Origin of the sequence: Rhodopseudomonas palustris (assembly GCF_007005445.1) — a bacterium.
In the GTDB taxonomy this organism is placed as follows: domain Bacteria; phylum Pseudomonadota; class Alphaproteobacteria; order Rhizobiales; family Xanthobacteraceae; genus Rhodopseudomonas; species Rhodopseudomonas palustris_G.
This window is the reverse complement of record NZ_CP041387.1, coordinates 1,346,356-1,365,015: the sequence shown is the minus strand read 5'-3', so window position 1 is coordinate 1,365,015 and position 18,660 is coordinate 1,346,356. Positions and strand designations below refer to the sequence as shown.

The following is an 18,660-nucleotide window of genomic DNA, read 5'->3' as shown; positions in this document are numbered from 1 at the left end:
GAGACGGCGCTTCGCGCCTCCTCACCATGAGGTAGCGTTGGCTGACCTCGCGCGCTCTGCTTAGTCCCTCATGGTGAGGAGCCTCGGCATCGCTTGAAGAGCGAGGCCGAGGCGTCTCGAACCATGTGGCCGCGGCGTCACCGCACTTTCTTACTCAGTCCTCGCCGCTCAGCAGCATCGTCAGGTAGGTGGTGACGAAGCGCGGCATCGTCGGCAGAAAATCGTCCTTCGACCGTACCAGGTGCATGCGGCTGAATTCCGGCTGCTCGTCCCGCGCCAGATACGCCTCGATCCGTTCTTTCAGCGCCTCGCCCGGCAAGTACACGTCGAGGATCCGCAGCATCGCCACCAGCGCGCCGGCCTCGACGCAGTGCCAATGATCCGCCGCGCGATAATCTGACCGCACCAGCCCGGTCTCCTCCTTGACCTCGCGCGTGACGCTGGCGGCGATGTCGAGGCGGTGGTTGCGAACGTCGGACAGATCGGGCGTGCCGCCGGCGAAATACACCTTGCCGGCGTTGGCGGTGTGGGCGCCCATCTCGCCCAGCACGATCGCGCCGTCAGCGGCCCGGATCACCCCCATACCGAAGCCGTTGAACACCGAGGGGTCGGGGAAGTCCCAATCCCGCCAGGACAGGAAGCTGGCGTAGTCGACCTCGAAATACTCGGCGCTGAAACAGCCGCCGTCGAACCGCGGCCGGCGGCCGAGCAGCACGCGGCCGTTCCACAGTTTCGGCTGCGCCTCCTGGCGCTCGGCAAAATGCGCGTCGATCTCGGCGCGGCGCTTGTCCGCGAACGGCCAGGCAAAGCCGCTGACCCACAGATCGAGATTGTTCACCCGGTGGATCGTGACGGGCCCCGGATCGATCACGCACGCACCTTCACTTCGAAGCGCCGGCACCCTTCGCCGCCTGCTCGGCGAAGGCGTTGGTGTAGGTCTTGGTGACGTCGATATTGGCCTTCGCCACCTCCGGCGAACTGGTGCTGAACACCGCGAGCACGGCGTCTGCGCCCTTCGGGTCCATCAGGCCGGTGGTCGAATACATCGGGATCGTGTTCTTGAGCGCGGCGACGTATTGCGCCTTGTCCTTGCCGACGATGTTCGGCGGCATCTTGTCGGCGATCTCCTCGGCGGAATGGCTGTGGATCCATTGCAGCGTGGCGAAGATCGCGTTGGTCAGGCTCTGCGCCTCCTTCGGATGCGCCTTGATCCAGGCCACGGTCGAATACAGCGCGCCGCCCGGATAGTCGCCGCCGAACACCTCGCGGGTGTCGTGTTCGGTGCGGGTGTCGCTGAGGATGCGCAGGTCGGCGTGCGCCGCCTGCAGGATCGTCACCGCCGGATCGAGCATCACCGCGGCGTCGATCTGGCCCTGCTGCATCGCCGCCACCGCGGTGGCACCGAGCCCGACGCCGATCACCGACACGTTGTTGGGATCGATGCCGTGCTTCTTCAAGAGATACTTCAGGAAGAAGTCGGTCGACGACCCCGGCGCGCTGACGCCCACCTTCTTGCCGGCGAGATCCTTGATCGACTTGATCTCCGCGGTGTGGCCGGGCGACACCACCAGCACCAGACCGGGATAGCGGTCGTACACCACGAACGACTGCATCTCCTGCTTCTTGGCGGCGAGATTGACGGTGTGGTCGAAATAGCCGGAGACGACGTCGGCGCTGCCGCCGAGCACGGCTTTCAGCGCATCCGATCCGCCCTTGAGGTCGACCAGTTCGACGCTGAGCCCGGCCTTGTCGTATTCGCCGAGCTGCTTGGCCAGCACGGTCGGCAGATAGCACAGGCAGGCGCCGCCGCCGATCGCGATCGTCACCTTGCTCTGCGCCTGCGCGGCGCCGGCGGTGAGCAGGAGCGCGGCGAGCGCCGCAACGAAGTGTCGAAAGCCGGCCTTCATGGCGTTGGTTCTCCCCAGACGAAGCGGCCAGGACAATAAGCCAAAGCCGCGCCCTGCTCTAGTCCGCCTGCTGCGCTCCGCTCGGCTGCGGCCGCCACACCAGCAGGCGCCGCTCGACCAGGCTGACCGCGAGGTCGATCAGGATCACGAACACCGACAGCACGAACATCCCGGCGAACACCCCGGCGACGTGGAAGGTGCCCTCGGCTTGCTGGATCAGATAGCCGAGCCCGGCCGCGGCGCCGAGATACTCGCCGACCACCGCGCCGACCACGGCGAAGCCGATCGCGGTGTGCAGCGACGAGAACATCCAGGACAGCGCCGACGGCCAGAACACGTGGCGCATCATCTGCCGCTCGCTCATGCCGAGCATCCGGGCGTTGTCGACCAGCGTCGCGCTGGTCTCCTTGACGCCCTGATAGACGTTGAAGAACACCACGAAGAACACCAGCGTGACGCCGAGTGCGACCTTCGACCAGATGCCGAGCCCGAGCCACAGCGTGAAGATCGGCGCCAGCACCACGCGCGGCAGCGCGTTGACCATCTTCACATAGGGATCGAACACCGCCGCCACCCGCGGCTGCCGGGCGAACCAGAACCCGACCAGCACGCCCGCGACCGAGCCGATTACGAAGGCGAGCAGCGATTCCCACAGCGTGATCAGCAGATGCTTCCAGATCATCCCGGAAGCGAACCAGGCGATCACCTGCTTGGCCACATCCACCGGCGTCGAGAAGAAGAACGGCGGCAGCAGCAGCCTGCCCGCGATCGGCACAGTGGTGAGCACCTGCCACACCGCCAGCGCGACGATCGCGACGAGGAACTGGAGCGTCAGGAGCTTTACGCGAGACACGGCAAGCCCCCTCTCACGTTTGCGTCTTCACCCTCCCCTGGAGGGGGAGGGTCGGCACGCAGCCCGCACAGCGGGATGCGTGACGGGGTGGGGTGAGACGCGGGCACGGCGGATGAACTCTTCGCCACCCCACCCCGCTCGCTGCGCGAGCGACCCTCCCCCTCCAGGGGAGGGTGACCCGTGCCGATCATCATCGTCATCACGCCACCGCCTGCCCGCTCTGCCCATACGCCTTCATCACCTGCTCGCGCAGCACGGCCCAGATCTCGCGGTGGAGCGTGTGGAAGTCGTGGGTCAGGCGGATTTCGAAGATGTCGCGCGGCCGCGGCAGTTCGATTCGCCAGTCGCCGACGATGCGCGACGACGGTCCGGCCGACATGATCACCACCCGGTCGGCAAGCGCGATCGCCTCTTCGAGATCATGAGTGACGAACAGCACCGCCTTTTTGTGCGCGCTCCACAGCTGCAGCAGCAGATTCCCCATAATCTGCCGGGTCTGGGCGTCGAGCGGGCCGAACGGCTCGTCCATCAGCAGGATCTTCGGATCGCGGATCAGCACCTGCGCGAGGCCGACGCGCTTGCGTTGGCCGCCCGACAGCATGTGCGGATAGCGCTGCGCGAACGCGCCGAGCCCGACCGTCTCCAGCCAGCCCTGGGCGCGGGCCAGCGCATCACCGCGCGGCGTGCCGGCGATCTCCAGGCCGATCGCGACGTTGTCGATCGCAGTCTTCCACGGAAACAGCGCATCGGCCTGAAACAGATAGCCGGCCTGCGGATTGAGGCCGTCGAGCGGGGCGCCGAAAATCCGCACCGCGCCGGCGGCGGGGCGGAGCAGCCCGGCCGCCACGTTGAGCAACGTCGACTTGCCGCAGCCGGTGGGCCCGACGATGGCAACGAACTCGCCGTCCGCCACCGTCAGCGTCGCATGCTCCACCGCCGTATAGGTCCGCGCATCCGCGAGCCGGAACGCCACCGTGGCGTCCTGCAGCGCCACCGCCGCACTGTCCGTCTGAATCACGCCCTCTCCCCGCTTGCCTGCTTGCTGCGACCATTCAACGCCGCGCGCCGACATGCAAGTCTGGCTTGCGCCCTGCCGTCTCCGGCAGCCATGCTGCGATCATGACGAACGCAGCTTCGCCGATGATCGCCTACGACAGTGTCGCCAAGAGTTTCGGCGGCGGCCGAATCAAGGCGATCGACGGCGTCTCGCTCGCAGTGCAGCGCGGCGAACTGCTCGCCATCGTCGGCGGCTCGGGCTCCGGCAAGACCACGCTGCTGCGGCTGACCAATCGGCTGATCGACGCCGACGCCGGCGCCATTGCGATCGATGGAAGCGATGTCCGGACTGCCGATCCGATCGCGCTCCGGCGCGGCATCGGCATGGTGTTCCAGAATGGCGGGCTGTTCCCGCACCTCACCGTCGCCGGCAATATCGGCATCACGCCGAAGCTGCTGAACTGGCCGAAGGCGGAGATCGCCGCGCGCGTCGACGCACTGCTCGATCTGGTGCGGCTCGATCCGGCGCAGCATCGGGACCGGCTGCCGCACGAACTTTCCGGCGGCCAGCGCCAACGCGTCGGCGTCGCCCGCGCGCTCGCGGCCAGGCCGGAGATCGTGCTGATGGACGAGCCGTTCGGCGCGCTCGATCCGCTGACCCGCGATGCCCTCGGCGAACACTTTCGCGCCCTGCACGACAGGCTGCAGCTCACCACCGTGCTGATCACCCACGATATCACCGAAGCACTGCTGCTGGCCGACCGCATCGCGGTGATGCATCGCGGACGGCTGCTGGCGCTCGGCACGGCAGCCGAGCTTGCAGCCAGCCGTGACGCTTACGTCGCCGAACTGTTGCGGACGCCGCGCCGGCAGGCGCAGCGGCTCGGCGCGTTGCTGCCGCGGGACGGCGCGGCATGAGCCTGTTTGCCGATCCGCGCTGGCGCGACGCGCTGGCCAATCTGCCTGACTATCTCGGCGCCCATGTCCGCGTCAGCCTCGCGGCGCTCGCGCTCGGACTGATCGTCAGCCTGCCGCTGGCGATCGTTGCCCGCCATCGTCCGGTGCTCCGCGGCACCCTGCTCGGCTTCGCCGGCATCGTGCAGACCATCCCCGGCCTCGCGCTGCTGGCGCTGTTCTATCCGCTGCTGCTGGCACTGGCGGCGCTGTCGGCGAGCGCCTTCAGCGTCAGTTTCTCCGCCTTCGGATTTCTGCCCGCGGTGCTGGCGCTGGCGCTGTATTCGATGCTGCCGGTGCTGCGCAACACCATTACCGGGCTCGACGGCATCGATCCGGCGCTGATCGAAGCGGCGCAAGGCGTCGGCATGACCGAACGTCAGGTGCTGACCATGGTCGAGCTGCCGCTGGCGCTCCCGGTGATCATGGCCGGCATCCGCACCGCCGCGGTGTGGGTGATCGGCACCGCGACGCTGTCGACGCCGATCGGCCAGACCAGTCTCGGCAACTACATCTTCGCCGGGCTGCAGACCCAGAATTGGATTCTGGTGTTGTTCGGCTGCGCTGCCGCCGCCGCGCTGGCGCTCGCGGTCGATCAATTGCTGGCGCTGGTGGAGATCGGCCTGCGCCGCGGCAGCCGCTGGCGGATCGGCTTCGGCACCGCAGGCATCGCCGCGATCGTGATCGCGACACTGATGCCAAGCGCAGCGGGGCGAACCGCCTATGTGATCGGCGCCAAGACTTTCACCGAGCAATACGTGCTCGCCGCGCTGCTGCAGCAACGCCTCGACGCCAGCGGTCTTGCGGCCACCACGCGTGCCGGGCTCGGCTCCGGCGTGATCTACGACGCGCTCAAAGGCGGCGATATCGACGCCTATGTCGACTACTCCGGCACACTGTGGGCCAATCAGTTCAAGCATCCCGGGATCGCCGCGCGGGACGAGGTGCTTGCGGACCTGAAGACCGACCTTGCCAAGGACGGCGTCACCCTGCTCGGCGAGCTCGGCTTCGCCAATGCCTACGCGCTGGTGATGCCGCGTGCCAAGGCCGAACCGCTGAACATCCGCTCGATCGCCGACCTCGCCGCCCGCGCGCCACAGATGACCATCGCCGGCGACTACGAGTTCTTCTCGCGGCCGGAATGGGCCAATCTGCGCAGCGCCTATCGGTTGGCGTTCAAGACCGAGCGGCAGATGCAGCCGGATTTCATGTATGGCGCCGTCGCCTCCGGCGACGTCGACCTGATCGCCGGCTACACCTCGGACGGGCTGATCGCCAAATACGACCTCGTGGTGCTCGACGATCCGAAGCAGGCGATCCCGCCCTACGACGCGGTGCTGCTGATCGCGCCGCAGCGCGCCGGCGACGCCAAACTGCGCGCGACGCTGACGCCCCTGCTCGGCCGCATCGACATCGACGCGATGCGCGCCGCAAACCTGCAGGTGGGATCAGTCGGCACGCCGGATTCGGTCGCGCGCGCGTTGTGGGACCGCGTGAAGCCGCGCTGAACCGCTCGGCGAGATGACGAACTAGATCTTCGGCTTCAACCCAAGCCTTTTCGCCACGACCTTGTCGACCCACCGCGGCGGCAGCTTGGTCGAGAGCCAGAACTGCAGCGGTCCAGGGGTGATGACGTCGTGCGCCTTCGGTGACGGCGCCGTCAGCGCGTCATGGACGTGCTGCGCGATCGTCTCCGGCGGCAAGCCGCTTTCGTCCATCTCCGGCAGCAGCGCGCGCAGCTTCTGCAGCGCGGGATAGAATGGCGAGTTCGCAAACCGCGACACGTCCTCCCGCTCGGCCTTGCCCCAGATCGGCGTCTTCACCGCGCCCGGCATGACCACCACGACATCGATGCCGAACAGCATCAGCTCGCGCCGCAGCCCGTCCGACAGCCCGTTCAGCGCGTACTTGGAGGCGGAGTACGCCGCCATCAGCGGATTGCCGAACTTGGCGGCGATCGACGACATCATCACGATCCGACCCGGCGCCCCGCGCAGCGACCGGTCGGTGCCGAGCAGCGGCGCAAACGCCTGGGTCGCGACGATCGGCCCGATCACATTGACCTCGAACTGGCGGCGGAATTCATCGGCGGGCAGATCCAGCACCGCGCCTGCCACCGCGATACCGGCGTTGTTGACCAGACCGGCGAGCGTTTCGCCGTCGAGCGCCGTCCGGACCTGGTCGGCCGCGGCTCGGATCGCGACCTCGTCGGTCACGTCCAGCACCAGCGGCGTGAAACCAGGCCCGAATTCGACGATCAGCCGCTCGGCATCGCTGTGCTTGCGCACGCTGCCGAACACGCGAAATCCCTTGTCCAGCAACATTTTCGCAATGGCATGGCCAATCCCGGTGGACACGCCGGTGACGACGACAGACTTCATGGCTCGCTCCGTTCGAAGGTGAGCATCCTATCACAGCAAAACGGGACCGCGTCACCGCGATCCCGTTGCTGAAAGTCGACCGGGCCTGCCGCGCGACCGAACCGCGCGGCGCCCCGAAACGTTGTTACCGCCCCGCTTCGGCCGCTTCGCCCTTGATGACGTCGCCGAAGCGCTGCCAGCGTTCGCCCTTGAAGCTCATCATCTGGAACTGATCGATCGGGGCGAAGTCGGTCGGCGAGGTGTTGACGGTGACGCCCGGCAGCAAGCCGTCGAGCTGGACGCCCTTCATGTTGGCCGCCTGCTTCATCAAATTGTCGCGGGACAGATCGTCGCCGCACATCCGAAGCGCCTGCTCCATGGTCTGGGCGATACTGTAACCGGACAGCACGGTGCTCTCCATCGCCTTGCCTTCGGGGATGTATTTCTCGACGAAGGCATGGAATTTCTTCATGCCGGGATCCTCGTTCCACTGCGGATCGGTCGGATCCTTGGCAAAGGTCGCGGACACCAGATCCTGCGCGTTATCGAGGCCGGCCGGCTTCAGCACGGTGCCGAGCGACGACGAAGCATTGGGCACGATGTGCAGCGGCTTCCAGCCGAGTTCGGCGACTTTCTTGATCGACTGCGCGGCGAACTTGCCGGTGGCGAACGAGAATAGCGTGTCGGCGCCGGACGCCTTCAGCTTGACGATCTGCGAGTCGATGGTCGGCTCGGCGACTTCGTAGCTGGCCTCGGCGACGAGCATCGACGCCGCCTTGTCACCCAGCCCTTCCTTCAGGCCGCGGATGTAGTCCTTGCCGAAATCGTCGTTCTGGTAGAGCACACCGATCTTGGCGGTCGGCTTCTCTTTCAGAAGATACTTGGCGTAGGCGTTGGCTTCGGCATGGTAGCTCGGCAGCCAGCCCATGGTCCACGGAAACTGCTTCGGATCGTTCCAGCGCGTGGCGCCGGTGGCGAGGAACAGTTGCGGGACCTTGCGGGCGTTGAGGTACTTCTGGATCGCGACGTTCGAGGCGGTGCCGACATTGCCGACGATCGCCATCACCTCGTCGCTCTCCACCAACTTGCGGGTCTGCTCCACCGTCTTCGGCGGCGAGTACGCGTCGTCATAGGAGATCAGGTTGATCTTGCGGCCGTTGATGCCGCCTTCCTCGTTGATCTTCTTGAAGTACGCCGCGTAGGTCTTGCCGAGGATGCCGTAGGCCGAAGCCGGACCGCTGTACGGCACGGTGTTGCCGAGCTTGATCTCGGTGTCGGTGACGCCGGCGCCGTTCTTCTTCTGAGCGAATGCGGGGGGCGCGGCCAGTATCGCGATCGCGGCCGCGAATGCAGCCACGGAAGTCGTCGTCTTACGCATTTTTGATCCTTCTTCTTGCGTTTCCTCGATGCGGCTGGTGCCGCGCGAAGCTCTCCCGTTGACCGGGGCTGTTGTGGCGCGTCGGCGACGCGCATGTTTCAGGTTGTATTCGTTTGGGTGGCGGCCGCACCGCCCTGCTCCGCCAGCGCGCGCACGTCGGCGGCGGCGGTTTCGACGTGGCGGCGTACCTGAGCGGCGGCAGCGGCTTCGTCGCGCGCTTCGATCGCAGCGACGAAAGCGCGATGATCGTCGAGCGAGCGGCGGCGGATCGCGTCGGACTCGAAGTACCGCTCCCGCCAGCGCCGGCTCATCAGCATCAGCGGCGTCAGCGTGCGCACCAGGATGCGGTTCTGGCTGGCGGCGACCAGCGCGAGATGGAATTGAACATCGGCTTCGGCCATATCGCCGCCGGCCTGGATCGTCGCCGCGTAGGCCTGCAGTGTTTGATGGAGCTTGGAGAGATCGGCGTCGGTCCGCCGCTGGCAGGCCAGCCGCAGCGCCTGCTCCTCGCAGATGATCCTCGCCTCGGTGACGTCCCGGGTGACTTGCGGGTCGAAGGTGAGCCCGAGGTCGGCCTGTAGCACCAAGGCATCGAGCCCGCCGTCCTCGACAGCATTGCGCAGATAGATGCCGGATTTCGGCCGGCGCTCGGTGATGCGCATCGCGTCCAGCACCGCCAGCGCCTCGCGCACCGAGCTGCGCGCCACCCCGAACCGCTCCGACAGTTCCCGTTCAGACGGCAGCCGATCGCCCTTCGCCAGCCGATGATGCTGCACGAACTCCAGCGTCTTGCGGACCGTATGGGAGGTCTCGGAATTGAGCGGGGTCGTCATAACTGACCCTACCAATCTGGTCAGACCAGATCAAGCTGGCGGGCTGCGGCGGATTGCACCGGCATCAAACGAAAACGGGACCGCGTCGCCGCGATCCCGTTCTGCTCAATAGGGCCGAATTCTTGCGCCGAGCACAGCGATCTCCCTCGCCCCGCTGTTGCGGGGAGAGGGTTGGGGTGAGGGACGATGCGAGCACGGAGTCTCGGCCGCGTTGAAACGCCCCCTCACCCGGATTGCTGCGCAATCCGACCTCTCCCCGCACGCGGGGAGAGGTAACTACCCGACTTAGTTCTTCGACTTGTCGACCAGCGCGCCCTTCTTGATCATCGAGATCGCGCTTGCGCGATCTCGCCAGAAAGAACCTGGATCAAGAAGATCAATTCTTCGACTTGTCCACCAAGGCGCCCTTCTTGATCCAGGGCATCATGTCGCGGAGTTTCGCGCCGACTTCCTCGATCGGGTGCGCGGCGAGCTTGGCGCGGGTGGCCTTGAACGAGGTCTGGTTGACCTTGTTCTCGAGCATCCAGTTGCGGGTGAAGATGCCGTTCTGGATGTCTTCCAGCACCCGCTTCATCTCCGCCTTGGTCTCGGCGGTGATGATGCGCGGACCGGTGACGTACTCGCCGTATTCCGCGGTGTTGGAGATCGAGTAGTTCATGTTGGCGATGCCGCCTTCATAGATCAGGTCGACGATCAGCTTCACTTCGTGCAGGCACTCGAAATAGGCCATTTCCGGCGCGTAGCCGGCTTCCACCAGGGTCTCGAAGCCGGCCTTGATCAGCTCGACCAGACCACCGCACAGCACCACCTGCTCGCCGAACAGGTCGGTCTCGCATTCCTCGCGGAAGGTGGTTTCGATGATGCCGGCGCGGCCGCCGCCGATCGCCGAGGCGTACGACAGGCCGAGGTCATGGGCGTTGCCCGAGGCGTCCTTGTGGATCGCGATCAGGCACGGCACGCCGCCGCCGCGCTGATACTCGGAGCGCACGGTGTGGCCGGGGCCCTTCGGCGCGACCATCAGCACGTCGAGGTCGGCGCGCGGCTCGATCAGGTTGAAGTGGACGTTGAGGCCGTGGGCGAACAGCAGCGCCGCGCCCTGCTTCATGTTGTCGTGCAGATGCTCGCGGTAGATATCGGCCTGCAATTCGTCCGGCGTCAGCATCATCATCACGTCGGCCCACTTGGCGGCCTCGGCAACGTCCATGACCTTGAAGCCGGCGTTCTCGGCCTTCTTGGCCGAGGCCGAGCCCTTGCGCAGCGCGATCGCGACGTCCTTGACGCCCGAATCCTTCAGGTTCAGCGCGTGGGCATGGCCCTGGCTGCCATAGCCGATGACGGCGACCTTCTTGCCCTTGATCAGATTCAGATCGGCGTCGCGATCGTAGTAAACTCGCATCCTCGTTCCTCTTTCTCGGCGGCCCGTCCCGCCCGTGCTGGTGCGATCGGGCCGTCGCGGCCGACCGTTGAATTGCCGCTGGTTTCTAGGGCGATGGATGCCCGGAAACAAGCCCGCGGCGGCGAATTGTGGCCCTGCGTCGCGGCCTCATGGCTGCCGCAAGACGGGATACAGCGAGGCGACCAGCAGGGCCGCCATCACCAGATTGAAGACGCGCACCGCCTGAGGCGATTTTACCAGCGATTGCAGGGTAGTGCCGAACAGCGCCCAGGCCGCGGAGGACGCGGTCCCGATCGCCAGCAGCGTCGTCGCCTGCACCGCGACGTTCCAGGGATAGGGCGCCACCGCCGAATAGGCGGTGACGGTGCCGATCGCGATCACCCACCCTTTGACGTTGACCCATTGAAATGCCGCGGCGCCCCAGAAGCTCATCGGCCGGCGCTCGACGGTGGCGTCCGGATCGGCCGGCCTGGCGAGGGCGATCACCCCGGCGAGCCAGATCAGATACGCCGCGCCGGCGTATTTGAGGATGATTTGCAGCAACGGATAGGCCGCGAACACCGCGCCGAAACCGAAGCCCATTGCGGCCACCATCACGGCGAAACCGATCGTCACGCCGGCGACGTGCGGCAGCGTCCGGCGAAAGCCGAAGGTCAGCCCGGACGACAACAGCATGATATTGTTGGGCCCAGGCGTGAACAGGGTCGCGAAGGCGAAGCCGATGAACGCGGCGAGCAGTTCGGTGGCCATCGTCGATTCTCAGGCGGTTTCAGGCAGTTCGGGCTTGGCGCGGCCGAACAACAGCATGATCGCCAGCCCGGCGACCACGATCAGCATGCCGGCCAGCCGCAGCGGGCCGAAGGTCTCCCCGAACACCAGGCTCGACGCCCCCGCCCCGATGAACGGCACCAACAATGCAAAAGGCACAACCTGCGCGGCGCTGTAGGCGTGCAGCAGCCGGCCCCAGATCCAATAGCCGATGGTGGTCGAGCCGATCGACAGCGACAGCATCGCCGCCATCACGCCAGGCGACAGATGGGTCAGCTCGTGCCAGATCGCCGGCCCGCCATCCGCCACCCAGGCAGCCAACGCCAGCGGCGGCAGCGAGGCCGCGCTGATCCAGGCGAACAGGTCGAGCATCGGTACGCCCTGGGCCCGGCGCAGCAGCAGATTGGAAAAAGCGAAGGCGATCGGCGCCGTCATCGTCACTGTGAAGGCCAGAACGGTGAAATCATAACCGACGGTGAAGCAGATCAGCAGCAGCCCGCAGGCGGCGACGCCGATGCCGATCAGTTGCGCCCGGGTCGGGCGCTCGCCAAGCAGGACCGCCGCGAACGCGATGGTGAAAAGCGCCTGGCTCTGCACGATCACCGCGGTGAGTCCCGCCGGCACGCCCTGCGAGATGCCCCAGCTCTGGGTGAGATACTGCCAGACCAGCAGCAGGCTGATGCCGATCCAAACCGGGAGCGCCAGCTTCGGCCGCGGCAGCACCAGGCACGGCAGCGCCGTGATGGCGAAGCGCAGCAGATTGAGCACCGTCGGCGACATTTCGGTCAGGGCGTAGCGCGTGAACACGAAGCCAAGCCCCCAGATCAGGGCAACGAGCAGCGCAAGCACGATGTCGGCCGGCTTCATTGGGTCTCCGCCCCGATTCCGCCGGCTCGAACATGCGGCGTTGCGCGGTTCCTAACCGATCCGCTGCCGCCCGATAACCCGTGCGGCGCGCGGACCTGCATCCCGCGCAATGATGACGCAACCGAAGGGACGGAACCAAAGAATCCGCCGACGGTTTCTTCCGCACGCGCACGCTACGCTGCGCCCATTTGCATGGAGGATCGTTCGACAGATGGCTCTCATCCCGCACAACACGCTCGTCGTCGTCGCCGATGGGCGCGGCGCCCTCCTGCTGCGAAACACCGGCAAGCCGGCCAACGTGACGCTGCGGCATGAACGCAAGTTGGAACCGACCAATCTGGAGAACGAGGGACCGTCCGGATCGCGCCCCGAGGACCAGACCCAGGCCCAGACCGACGAGGCGACCTTCGCCAAGCAGCTCAGCAACACGCTGAACAAGATGAAGCTCGACGGCGAGTTCGACCAGCTCGTACTGGTCGCCGATCCGCAGACCCTCGGCCAGATCCGTCCGATTCTGCACAAGACGGTCGAGGCCTCGCTGATCCGCTCGCTGGCGAAGGATCTCACCAACCACCCGCTGGATCAGATCGCCGAGGCGATCGCGGCTTAGCGCTCCGAGAGCGCTGCGTCGGGGTCAAAGATCAGTCTGCCACAGAACACAGCGCCACGAGCCGGCAAGTGCCGCGAACGGTTCCGCCCCTACATCCCCTCTGCGCCGCGGCCGATCGCGGCGACGCCGGTGCGGACCACCTCGACCAGGCCGAGCGGGCGCATCAGCTCGATGAACTGATTGATCTTCGACGAGTTGCCGGTGATCTCGAACACGAAGCTCTCGGTCGAGGCGTCGATCACCCGGGCCCGGAAGGCTTCGGCGAGCCGCAGCGATTCGACGCGGTGGTCGCCGGTGCCGCGCAGTTTGACCATCGCCAGCTCGCGCTCGATCGAGCGGCCGCTCAGCGTCATGTCGACGACGCGATACACCGGGACCATGCGGTCGAGCTGATTCTTGATCTGCTGGATCACCATCGGCGTGCCGGTAGTGACGATGGTGATGCGGGACAGGTGCTTCTGCGCCTCGGTCTCCGACACCGTGAGACTTTCGATGTTGTAGCCGCGGCCCGAGAACAGGCCGATCACCCGGGCCAGAACGCCGGGCTCGTTCTGCACGATCACCGAAAGCGTGTGGGTCTCGTTCGGATCGTGGCGCTCTTCCATGAAGTAAGCGGATGCGGGCTGGGTCATCTCAATTCCCTGTCAAACTCGGGTCCGATCGCATCGGACAATTTCGGTTGCGCGCGGCGCCGCCCCACCCTCTGCCGTCATCCCCGCGAAAGCGGGGATCCAGTATTCCAGAGCTTTGCTTGAACAATACGCGCTCTGCGATACTGGGTCGCCCGGTCGAGCCGGGCGATGACGGCGGAGCAAAAGGCACCGCCGTTGGTAACAATCACCTCAGGCCGTTATCCTCACACCAGCGCCTTGCCGCCGGCGAAGGCGGCTGCGGTGGCTTCGTCGGTGGCTTCGGCCGGCAGCAGCATTTCGTTGTGCGCCTTGCCCGACGGGATCATCGGGAAGCAGTTCTCCAGCGCGGCGACGCGGCAGTCGAACAGCACCGGCTTGTTCACCTTGATCATGTCCTGGATCGCGCCGTCGAGATCCGACGGCTTGATCACCTGCATGCCGACCGCGCCGTAGGCTTCGGCGAGCTTGACGAAGTCCGGCATCGCTTCGGTGTAGGAATGCGACAGCCGGTTGCCGTGCAGGAGCTGCTGCCACTGCCGCACCATGCCCATGTACTGGTTGTTGAGGATGAAGATCTTGATCGGCAGCTCGTACTGCACCGCCGTCGCCATCTCCTGGATCGTCATCTGCACCGAGGCGTCGCCGGCGATGTCGATGACGAGGCTGCCCGGATGCGCCACCTGCACGCCGAGCGCCGCCGGCAGACCGTAGCCCATGGTGCCGAGGCCGCCGGAGGTCATCCAGCGCTTCGGCTGTTCGAAGCCGTAGAACTGCGCCGCCCACATCTGATGCTGGCCGACTTCGGTGGTGATGTAGGTGTCACGGCCGCGGGTCGCCTCGTACAGCCGCTGGATCGCGTATTGCGGCATGATGACGTCGTTGTTCTTCTTGTAGGCGAGCGAATTGCGCGCACGCCAGGTCGCGACCTGCTGCCACCACTGCTTGGTGTCGGGCTTCTTGGCCTCGGTCTTGAACACGCTCAAGAGGTCGGTCAGCACGGTGGCGACGTCGCCGATGATCGGCACGTCGACCCGGATGTTCTTGTTGATCGACGACGGATCGATGTCGATGTGGATCTTCTTGGCGTTCGGCGCGAATGCGTCGGTGCGGCCGGTGATGCGGTCGTCGAACCGCGCGCCGATGCACAGCATGACGTCGCAATCGTGCATCGTCATGTTGGCTTCGTAGGTACCGTGCATGCCGAGCATACCGAGCCAGTTCTTGCCCGAGGCCGGATAGGCGCCGAGGCCCATCAGCGTCGAGGTGATCGGGAAGTCGGTGATCTCGACCAGTTCGCGCAGCAGCCGCGACGCTTCGGGGCCGGAATTGACCACGCCGCCGCCGGAATAGATCACCGGCCGCTTGGCGTTCGCCAGCAGCGCCACCGCCTTGCGGATCTGAGCGGGATCGCCCTTCTTGCTCGGCACGTAGGAGACGTGGACGTCGGCCTTGCGCGGCGGATGATAGGTGCCGGTGGCGAACTGCACGTCCTTCGGCACGTCGACCACCACCGGGCCCGGACGGCCCGAGGTCGCGACGTAGAACGCCTCGTGCAGCACCTTCGGCAGATCCTCGATCCGGCGCACCAGCCAATTATGCTTGGTGCACGGCCGGGTGATGCCGACGGTGTCGCATTCCTGGAAGGCGTCGTTGCCGATCAGATGGGTCGGAACCTGACCGGTGATGCACACCAGCGGGATCGAATCCATCAGCGCGTCGGCCAGCGGCGTCACCATGTTGGTGGCGCCCGGGCCCGAGGTCACCAGCACAACGCCCGGCTTGCCGGTCGAGCGCGCATAGCCCTCGGCCGCATGGCCGGCGCCCTGCTCGTGCCGGACCAGGATGTGCTGGACGTCGGACTGCTGGAAGATCTCGTCGTAGATCGGAAGTACCGCACCGCCCGGATAGCCGAAGATGTGCTCGACACCGTGATCCTTCATCGCGCGGACGATCATCGCCGCACCGGTCATCTGGTTCGGATCGTGGCTGTTGCTGTCGCTCATGTTTAGGCTCCGGGATGCGCCTCTGGCGCTGACGTTCGGGTGGTTCGGACAAGCTCGATTCAGGAGAACCGTGTTCAGGCAATAAAAAAGGGCCCGTCGAAGGCCCTCAGCGCACCGTCCGTTCGCGGGGTGGAGTCTATCCACCCCCGGCGGTGCGCCTGGGTACGATGACGAGAAGCAGGTCGGTAATTTTGTGTCGCATGTGGCCGGCTCGGCTTCCCAAAGGTTGCGCGCGGACCATACCCCTCAAACCCTGAATGTCAAGGCGGGGAAGACCCGTACGGATCAAACCTTAGCCGGATTCCAGAGTGGTCGCGAGCGGTAATAACAGGCAGTCGGCACGCAGCAAGCAGCCGCTGAGAGGTTCGCGCTACGCGCGCCCCCGAATGACATTGTCCAGCAATGCGCCCGCCTCCTCCGGCTTCACCCACCGGAATTCCGGCAACTGATGCCGAAACCAGGTGAACTGCCGCTTGGCATAATGCCGGGTGTCGGCGGCGCCGATCGCAGCCGCCTCGTCCAAACCGATCTCGCCGCGCAGATGCCGGATCAACGCCGGCACGCCGTGCGCCTTCATCGCCGGCAGCAACGGGTCGAGCCGGCGTTCGGCCAGCGCCGAAACCTCATCCAGCGCGCCGGCCTGCAGCATCGCGGCAAATCGGGAGTCGATGCGCTCGTACAGCGCCTCGCGATCCGGAGCCAGAAATACCGCCGCCACCTCGTCGGCAGGCAGCAGCGGCGGCGACGCTTGCCGGTGCCAGTCGGTCAATGGCCGACCGGTCGCCAGCACGACCTCCAGCGCGCGGGCGATTCGCGTCCGGTCGGCCGGCGCCAGCCGCGCTGCCGCCTCCGGATCATGACGCGCCAGCTCTGCATGCAGCGCCAATACCCCGTCCCGGTCGAGCCGCAGCCGCACCGCGTCGCGGACCTCGGCCGGCACCGGCGGCACCGCCGACAGTCCCCGTGTCAGCGCCTTGAAATATAGGCCGGTGCCGCCGATCAGGATCGGCAGCAGTCCGGCAGAGCGCGCCTCCGCCAGCGCCGCAGCGGCCGCCTCGACATAGGCTCCGGCAGAGAAATTCACCGCGGCATCGACCGTGCCATAAAGAAGGTGCGGCACCAGCGCCTCCTCGTCCGGCGTCGGCCGGGCGGTGATGATCCGGAGGTCGCGATACACCTGCATCGAGTCGGTGTTGATCACGGCACCGCCCCTCGCCTCGGCCAGCCTTAGCGCCAAGGCCGACTTGCCGCTGGCGGTCGGCCCTGCGATAAGCACGGCCGCCGGCCGCCGGCCGCGCCGTTCCGGACCCTCCGCTGTCATGTCGCTCGTCGCCACGCTCATCTGCAATCCGAACAATCCCGCGCTGGATTCGACCGTGATCGAGGGAGCGCGTGCGGTGCTGCCCCAGCCCAACGAAGCGGTCTGGCTGCACGACGAGATCGCCGCCGACATCTTCTTCGCGAGCACCGAAGATCCCCTGGTGCTGGCCGACCGGCTGCGCGCCGCGCGCGGCGACCTGCCGGTCGATGTCGTGGTGCAGCCTGCCGCGACCCGGCGCAAGAAGCTTTTTCTCGCCGACATGGATTCGACCATGATCGGCCAGGAATGCATCGACGAGCTCGCCGGCTTCGTCGGGCTGAAGGACCACGTCGCCGCCATCACCGAGCGGGCGATGCGGGGTGAGATCGAGTTCGAGCCGGCGCTGCGCGAGCGCGTCGCGCTGCTCAAGGGCCTGCCGCTCGAGGTGATCGGCCGGGTGCTCGACACCCGGATCACACTGACGCCCGGCGGCCGTGCGGTGGTGCAGACGATGCGCAAGCATGGCGCCTATACGTGCCTCGTCTCCGGCGGCTTCACCCAGTTCACCCAAGTGGTCGCCGAGCGGCTCGGCTTTGCCGAACACCGCGCCAATGAGCTGCTGAACCAGGATGGCAAGCTGACCGGAACCGTCGCCGAGCCGATTCTGGGCCGCGACGCCAAGCTGGCGACCCTGCTGGAGCTGCGCGAAGCCGACGATCTCGATGCGATCGACACCCTGGTGGTCGGCGACGGCGCCAACGATCTCGGCATGATCCAGGCCGCCGGGCTCGGCATCGCCTACCATGCCAAGCCGGCGGTCGCCGCCGCCGCGCACGGCCGCATCGACCATGGCGACCTGACCGCCCTGCTCTATGCACAAGGCTATCGCCGCGATGAGTTCGTCGGCGACTGACCTCGCTTGCCCAGCTTCTGCCGACGCCTACGGCAGCAGCTCGCGGCGATAGTGCTCGCGGAGTTCGGCCAGAACGACGCCTGAAGCCGTCATCACTGCGTGGATGTGAAGCACGAACGCCTGCGGCGGTGAGAAGCCGCGCGTCCGTGCAAGCCGCGCCAGAATCTCTTCGTCATCGAAGCGGTCGCAAGCGATATCGTCGGTGCGGAGCACAGTGGTGGTGACCCGCTTGGGTCGCAGGGCCGCCACCACGGCACCGTAAGGCCGCAGACCATCGGCAACAGCGTCCCGCATCGCGGGCGGCAGCCGCTCCGGAATATACCAGTTCTCGGCCTCCGACAGAACGCGATCGCCCCAATGCAGCCAGACGCGGCGGCGCCGCAGCGTCTCGCCGTCCCTGGGCCGCAACGGACCGTCGTAATCATCCGCAGGCATTGTCTCGTCGCCCAGCAGCGTGATCGCGACCGACTCTGCATTGCATGGATGATGACATCTGCACCATGCGATCAGCGCCGTGGTTGCGGTGTCATGATCGTGCAGGACCTTCAGAAACTCGTCGACGCAGGTCACAAATTCGGCTCGAATCCAGAACGCACATGCGGCATGCCAGACAGCAGCACGTGCCCCGGTATCGGTCCGTAAGGACGATTCCGCTATTCGCCGATCCTCCAATACGGCATCATGTCCTCCCGCCGGGCCGGCACCATTCGGTCGTCGTCCTTCCGATCATCGTCAACAGCGCGTTAATCCCGATCACGCGAGCGTCGTTCAAATGACGTACATTGTCGCGCGCGATTACCTCAAAACGCCGCTCAAACGACTTCGCGCACACGAAATTCGACCCATCGTCGAAAGGCCCAGCGCCGCTCACTTAACAGTTTCTCCAGCAA

General features: G+C 66.2%; 18 protein-coding genes. 4 read left to right on the top strand and 14 right to left on the bottom strand.

The window, feature by feature from the left end; genetic code table 11:
• Nucleotides 1-154: 154 nt before the first annotated feature.
• The 4 genes from FLL57_RS06185 to FLL57_RS06170 form a co-directional block, all read right to left on the bottom strand.
• Nucleotides 155-871, bottom strand: coding sequence for an NUDIX hydrolase (locus tag FLL57_RS06185; RefSeq protein WP_142882414.1), 717 nt, complete (start codon nt 869-871; stop codon nt 155-157).
• Between the two features lie 10 nt (nt 872-881).
• Entirely contained in the window at nt 882-1,907 is a 1,026-nt protein-coding gene (locus FLL57_RS06180) for an ABC transporter substrate-binding protein (RefSeq protein WP_142882413.1), read from the bottom strand.
• Between the two features lie 58 nt (nt 1,908-1,965).
• The gene (locus FLL57_RS06175; protein WP_142882412.1) at nt 1,966-2,760 is read right to left on the bottom strand and encodes an ABC transporter permease; all 795 of its coding nucleotides are present in this window, start codon (nt 2,758-2,760) and stop codon (nt 1,966-1,968) included.
• A 199-nt stretch (nt 2,761-2,959) separates the two neighbouring features.
• Nucleotides 2,960-3,832, bottom strand: a complete 873-nt coding sequence (locus FLL57_RS06170) for an ABC transporter ATP-binding protein (RefSeq protein ID WP_235677222.1) — start codon at nt 3,830-3,832, stop codon at nt 2,960-2,962.
• Nucleotides 3,833-3,879: 47 nt separating this feature from the next.
• On the opposite strand from FLL57_RS06170, the gene FLL57_RS06165 reads away from it, so the two are divergent.
• Nucleotides 3,880-4,674: an ATP-binding cassette domain-containing protein gene (locus tag FLL57_RS06165; RefSeq protein WP_433962610.1), complete on the top strand. Its 795-nt coding sequence runs from the start codon at nt 3,880-3,882 to the stop codon at nt 4,672-4,674.
• Nucleotides 4,671-6,218 (top strand): ABC transporter permease/substrate-binding protein, encoded by a 1,548-nt coding sequence (locus FLL57_RS06160; RefSeq protein ID WP_142882410.1) that lies wholly within the window; start codon nt 4,671-4,673, stop codon nt 6,216-6,218. The genes FLL57_RS06165 and FLL57_RS06160 overlap by 4 nt, the downstream gene beginning before the upstream one ends.
• A 21-nt stretch (nt 6,219-6,239) precedes the next feature.
• Here FLL57_RS06160 and FLL57_RS06155 read toward each other — a convergent pair whose 3' ends face one another.
• The 6 genes from FLL57_RS06155 to FLL57_RS06130 all read right to left on the bottom strand — a co-directional run bounded on the left by FLL57_RS06155 (nt 6,240) and on the right by FLL57_RS06130 (nt 12,312).
• Nucleotides 6,240-7,091, bottom strand: a complete 852-nt coding sequence (locus tag FLL57_RS06155; protein ID WP_013503159.1) for an SDR family oxidoreductase — start codon at nt 7,089-7,091, stop codon at nt 6,240-6,242.
• 124 nt (nt 7,092-7,215) lie between these two features.
• Complete coding sequence (locus FLL57_RS06150) at nt 7,216-8,448, bottom strand: ABC transporter substrate-binding protein (RefSeq protein WP_142882409.1); 1,233 nt, start codon at nt 8,446-8,448, stop codon at nt 7,216-7,218.
• Nucleotides 8,449-8,546: 98 nt separating this feature from the next.
• Nucleotides 8,547-9,281, bottom strand: coding sequence for a FadR/GntR family transcriptional regulator (locus FLL57_RS06145; RefSeq protein ID WP_142882408.1), 735 nt, complete (start codon nt 9,279-9,281; stop codon nt 8,547-8,549).
• 376 nt (nt 9,282-9,657) lie between these two features.
• Nucleotides 9,658-10,677, bottom strand: a complete 1,020-nt coding sequence (gene ilvC, locus FLL57_RS06140) for a ketol-acid reductoisomerase (protein WP_013503162.1) — start codon at nt 10,675-10,677, stop codon at nt 9,658-9,660.
• 147 nt (nt 10,678-10,824) lie between these two features.
• Nucleotides 10,825-11,427, bottom strand: a complete 603-nt coding sequence (locus tag FLL57_RS06135) for a LysE family translocator (protein ID WP_142882407.1) — start codon at nt 11,425-11,427, stop codon at nt 10,825-10,827.
• A 9-nt stretch (nt 11,428-11,436) separates the two neighbouring features.
• Nucleotides 11,437-12,312 (bottom strand): EamA family transporter, encoded by an 876-nt coding sequence (locus tag FLL57_RS06130; RefSeq protein ID WP_047308513.1) that lies wholly within the window; start codon nt 12,310-12,312, stop codon nt 11,437-11,439.
• Nucleotides 12,313-12,523: 211 nt separating this feature from the next.
• On the opposite strand from FLL57_RS06130, the gene FLL57_RS06125 reads away from it, so the two are divergent.
• Nucleotides 12,524-12,922, top strand: a complete 399-nt coding sequence (locus FLL57_RS06125; protein WP_013503165.1) for a host attachment family protein — start codon at nt 12,524-12,526, stop codon at nt 12,920-12,922.
• A gap of 89 nt (nt 12,923-13,011) precedes the next feature.
• Here the strand turns inward: FLL57_RS06125 and ilvN are convergent, their stop codons facing one another.
• From ilvN to miaA, 3 genes are all read right to left on the bottom strand, one after another.
• Nucleotides 13,012-13,554 (bottom strand): acetolactate synthase small subunit, encoded by a 543-nt coding sequence (ilvN, locus tag FLL57_RS06120; RefSeq protein ID WP_013503166.1) that lies wholly within the window; start codon nt 13,552-13,554, stop codon nt 13,012-13,014.
• 224 nt (nt 13,555-13,778) lie between these two features.
• The gene (locus FLL57_RS06115; RefSeq protein WP_142882406.1) at nt 13,779-15,557 is read right to left on the bottom strand and encodes an acetolactate synthase 3 large subunit; all 1,779 of its coding nucleotides are present in this window, start codon (nt 15,555-15,557) and stop codon (nt 13,779-13,781) included.
• A gap of 370 nt (nt 15,558-15,927) precedes the next feature.
• A complete protein-coding gene (gene miaA, locus FLL57_RS06110; protein WP_142884173.1) occupies nt 15,928-16,878 on the bottom strand; it encodes a tRNA (adenosine(37)-N6)-dimethylallyltransferase MiaA in 951 nt (316 codons plus the stop codon).
• On the opposite strand from miaA, the gene serB reads away from it, so the two are divergent.
• Nucleotides 16,877-17,770 carry a phosphoserine phosphatase SerB gene (gene serB / locus FLL57_RS06105; protein WP_142882405.1) on the top strand — a complete coding sequence of 298 codons (894 nt, stop codon included), beginning with the start codon at nt 16,877-16,879 and terminating at the stop codon, nt 17,768-17,770. The genes miaA and serB overlap by 2 nt on opposite strands.
• 27 nt (nt 17,771-17,797) lie before the next feature.
• Here serB and FLL57_RS06100 read toward each other — a convergent pair whose 3' ends face one another.
• Nucleotides 17,798-18,442 (bottom strand): hypothetical protein, encoded by a 645-nt coding sequence (locus FLL57_RS06100; RefSeq protein ID WP_235677221.1) that lies wholly within the window; start codon nt 18,440-18,442, stop codon nt 17,798-17,800.
• Nucleotides 18,443-18,660 lie beyond the last annotated feature (218 nt).

Coding starts and splice junctions, on each gene's coding strand:
- FLL57_RS06180 (WP_142882413.1), bottom strand. CDS start 1,907: ATGAAGGCCGGCTTTCGACACTTCGTTGCGGCGCTCGCCGCGCTCCTG.
- FLL57_RS06170 (WP_235677222.1), bottom strand. CDS start 3,832: ATGTCGGCGCGCGGCGTTGAATGGTCGCAGCAAGCAGGCAAGCGGGGA.
- FLL57_RS06165 (WP_433962610.1), top strand. CDS start 3,880: ATGACGAACGCAGCTTCGCCGATGATCGCCTACGACAGTGTCGCCAAG.
- FLL57_RS06160 (WP_142882410.1), top strand. CDS start 4,671: ATGAGCCTGTTTGCCGATCCGCGCTGGCGCGACGCGCTGGCCAATCTG.
- FLL57_RS06155 (WP_013503159.1), bottom strand. CDS start 7,091: ATGAAGTCTGTCGTCGTCACCGGCGTGTCCACCGGGATTGGCCATGCC.
- FLL57_RS06150 (WP_142882409.1), bottom strand. CDS start 8,448: ATGCGTAAGACGACGACTTCCGTGGCTGCATTCGCGGCCGCGATCGCG.
- FLL57_RS06145 (WP_142882408.1), bottom strand. CDS start 9,281: ATGACGACCCCGCTCAATTCCGAGACCTCCCATACGGTCCGCAAGACG.
- ilvC (WP_013503162.1), bottom strand. CDS start 10,677: ATGCGAGTTTACTACGATCGCGACGCCGATCTGAATCTGATCAAGGGC.
- FLL57_RS06135 (WP_142882407.1), bottom strand. CDS start 11,427: ATGGCCACCGAACTGCTCGCCGCGTTCATCGGCTTCGCCTTCGCGACC.
- FLL57_RS06130 (WP_047308513.1), bottom strand. CDS start 12,312: ATGAAGCCGGCCGACATCGTGCTTGCGCTGCTCGTTGCCCTGATCTGG.
- FLL57_RS06125 (WP_013503165.1), top strand. CDS start 12,524: ATGGCTCTCATCCCGCACAACACGCTCGTCGTCGTCGCCGATGGGCGC.
- ilvN (WP_013503166.1), bottom strand. CDS start 13,554: ATGACCCAGCCCGCATCCGCTTACTTCATGGAAGAGCGCCACGATCCG.
- FLL57_RS06115 (WP_142882406.1), bottom strand. CDS start 15,557: ATGAGCGACAGCAACAGCCACGATCCGAACCAGATGACCGGTGCGGCG.
- serB (WP_142882405.1), top strand. CDS start 16,877: ATGTCGCTCGTCGCCACGCTCATCTGCAATCCGAACAATCCCGCGCTG.
- miaA (WP_142884173.1), bottom strand. CDS start 16,878: ATGACAGCGGAGGGTCCGGAACGGCGCGGCCGGCGGCCGGCGGCCGTG.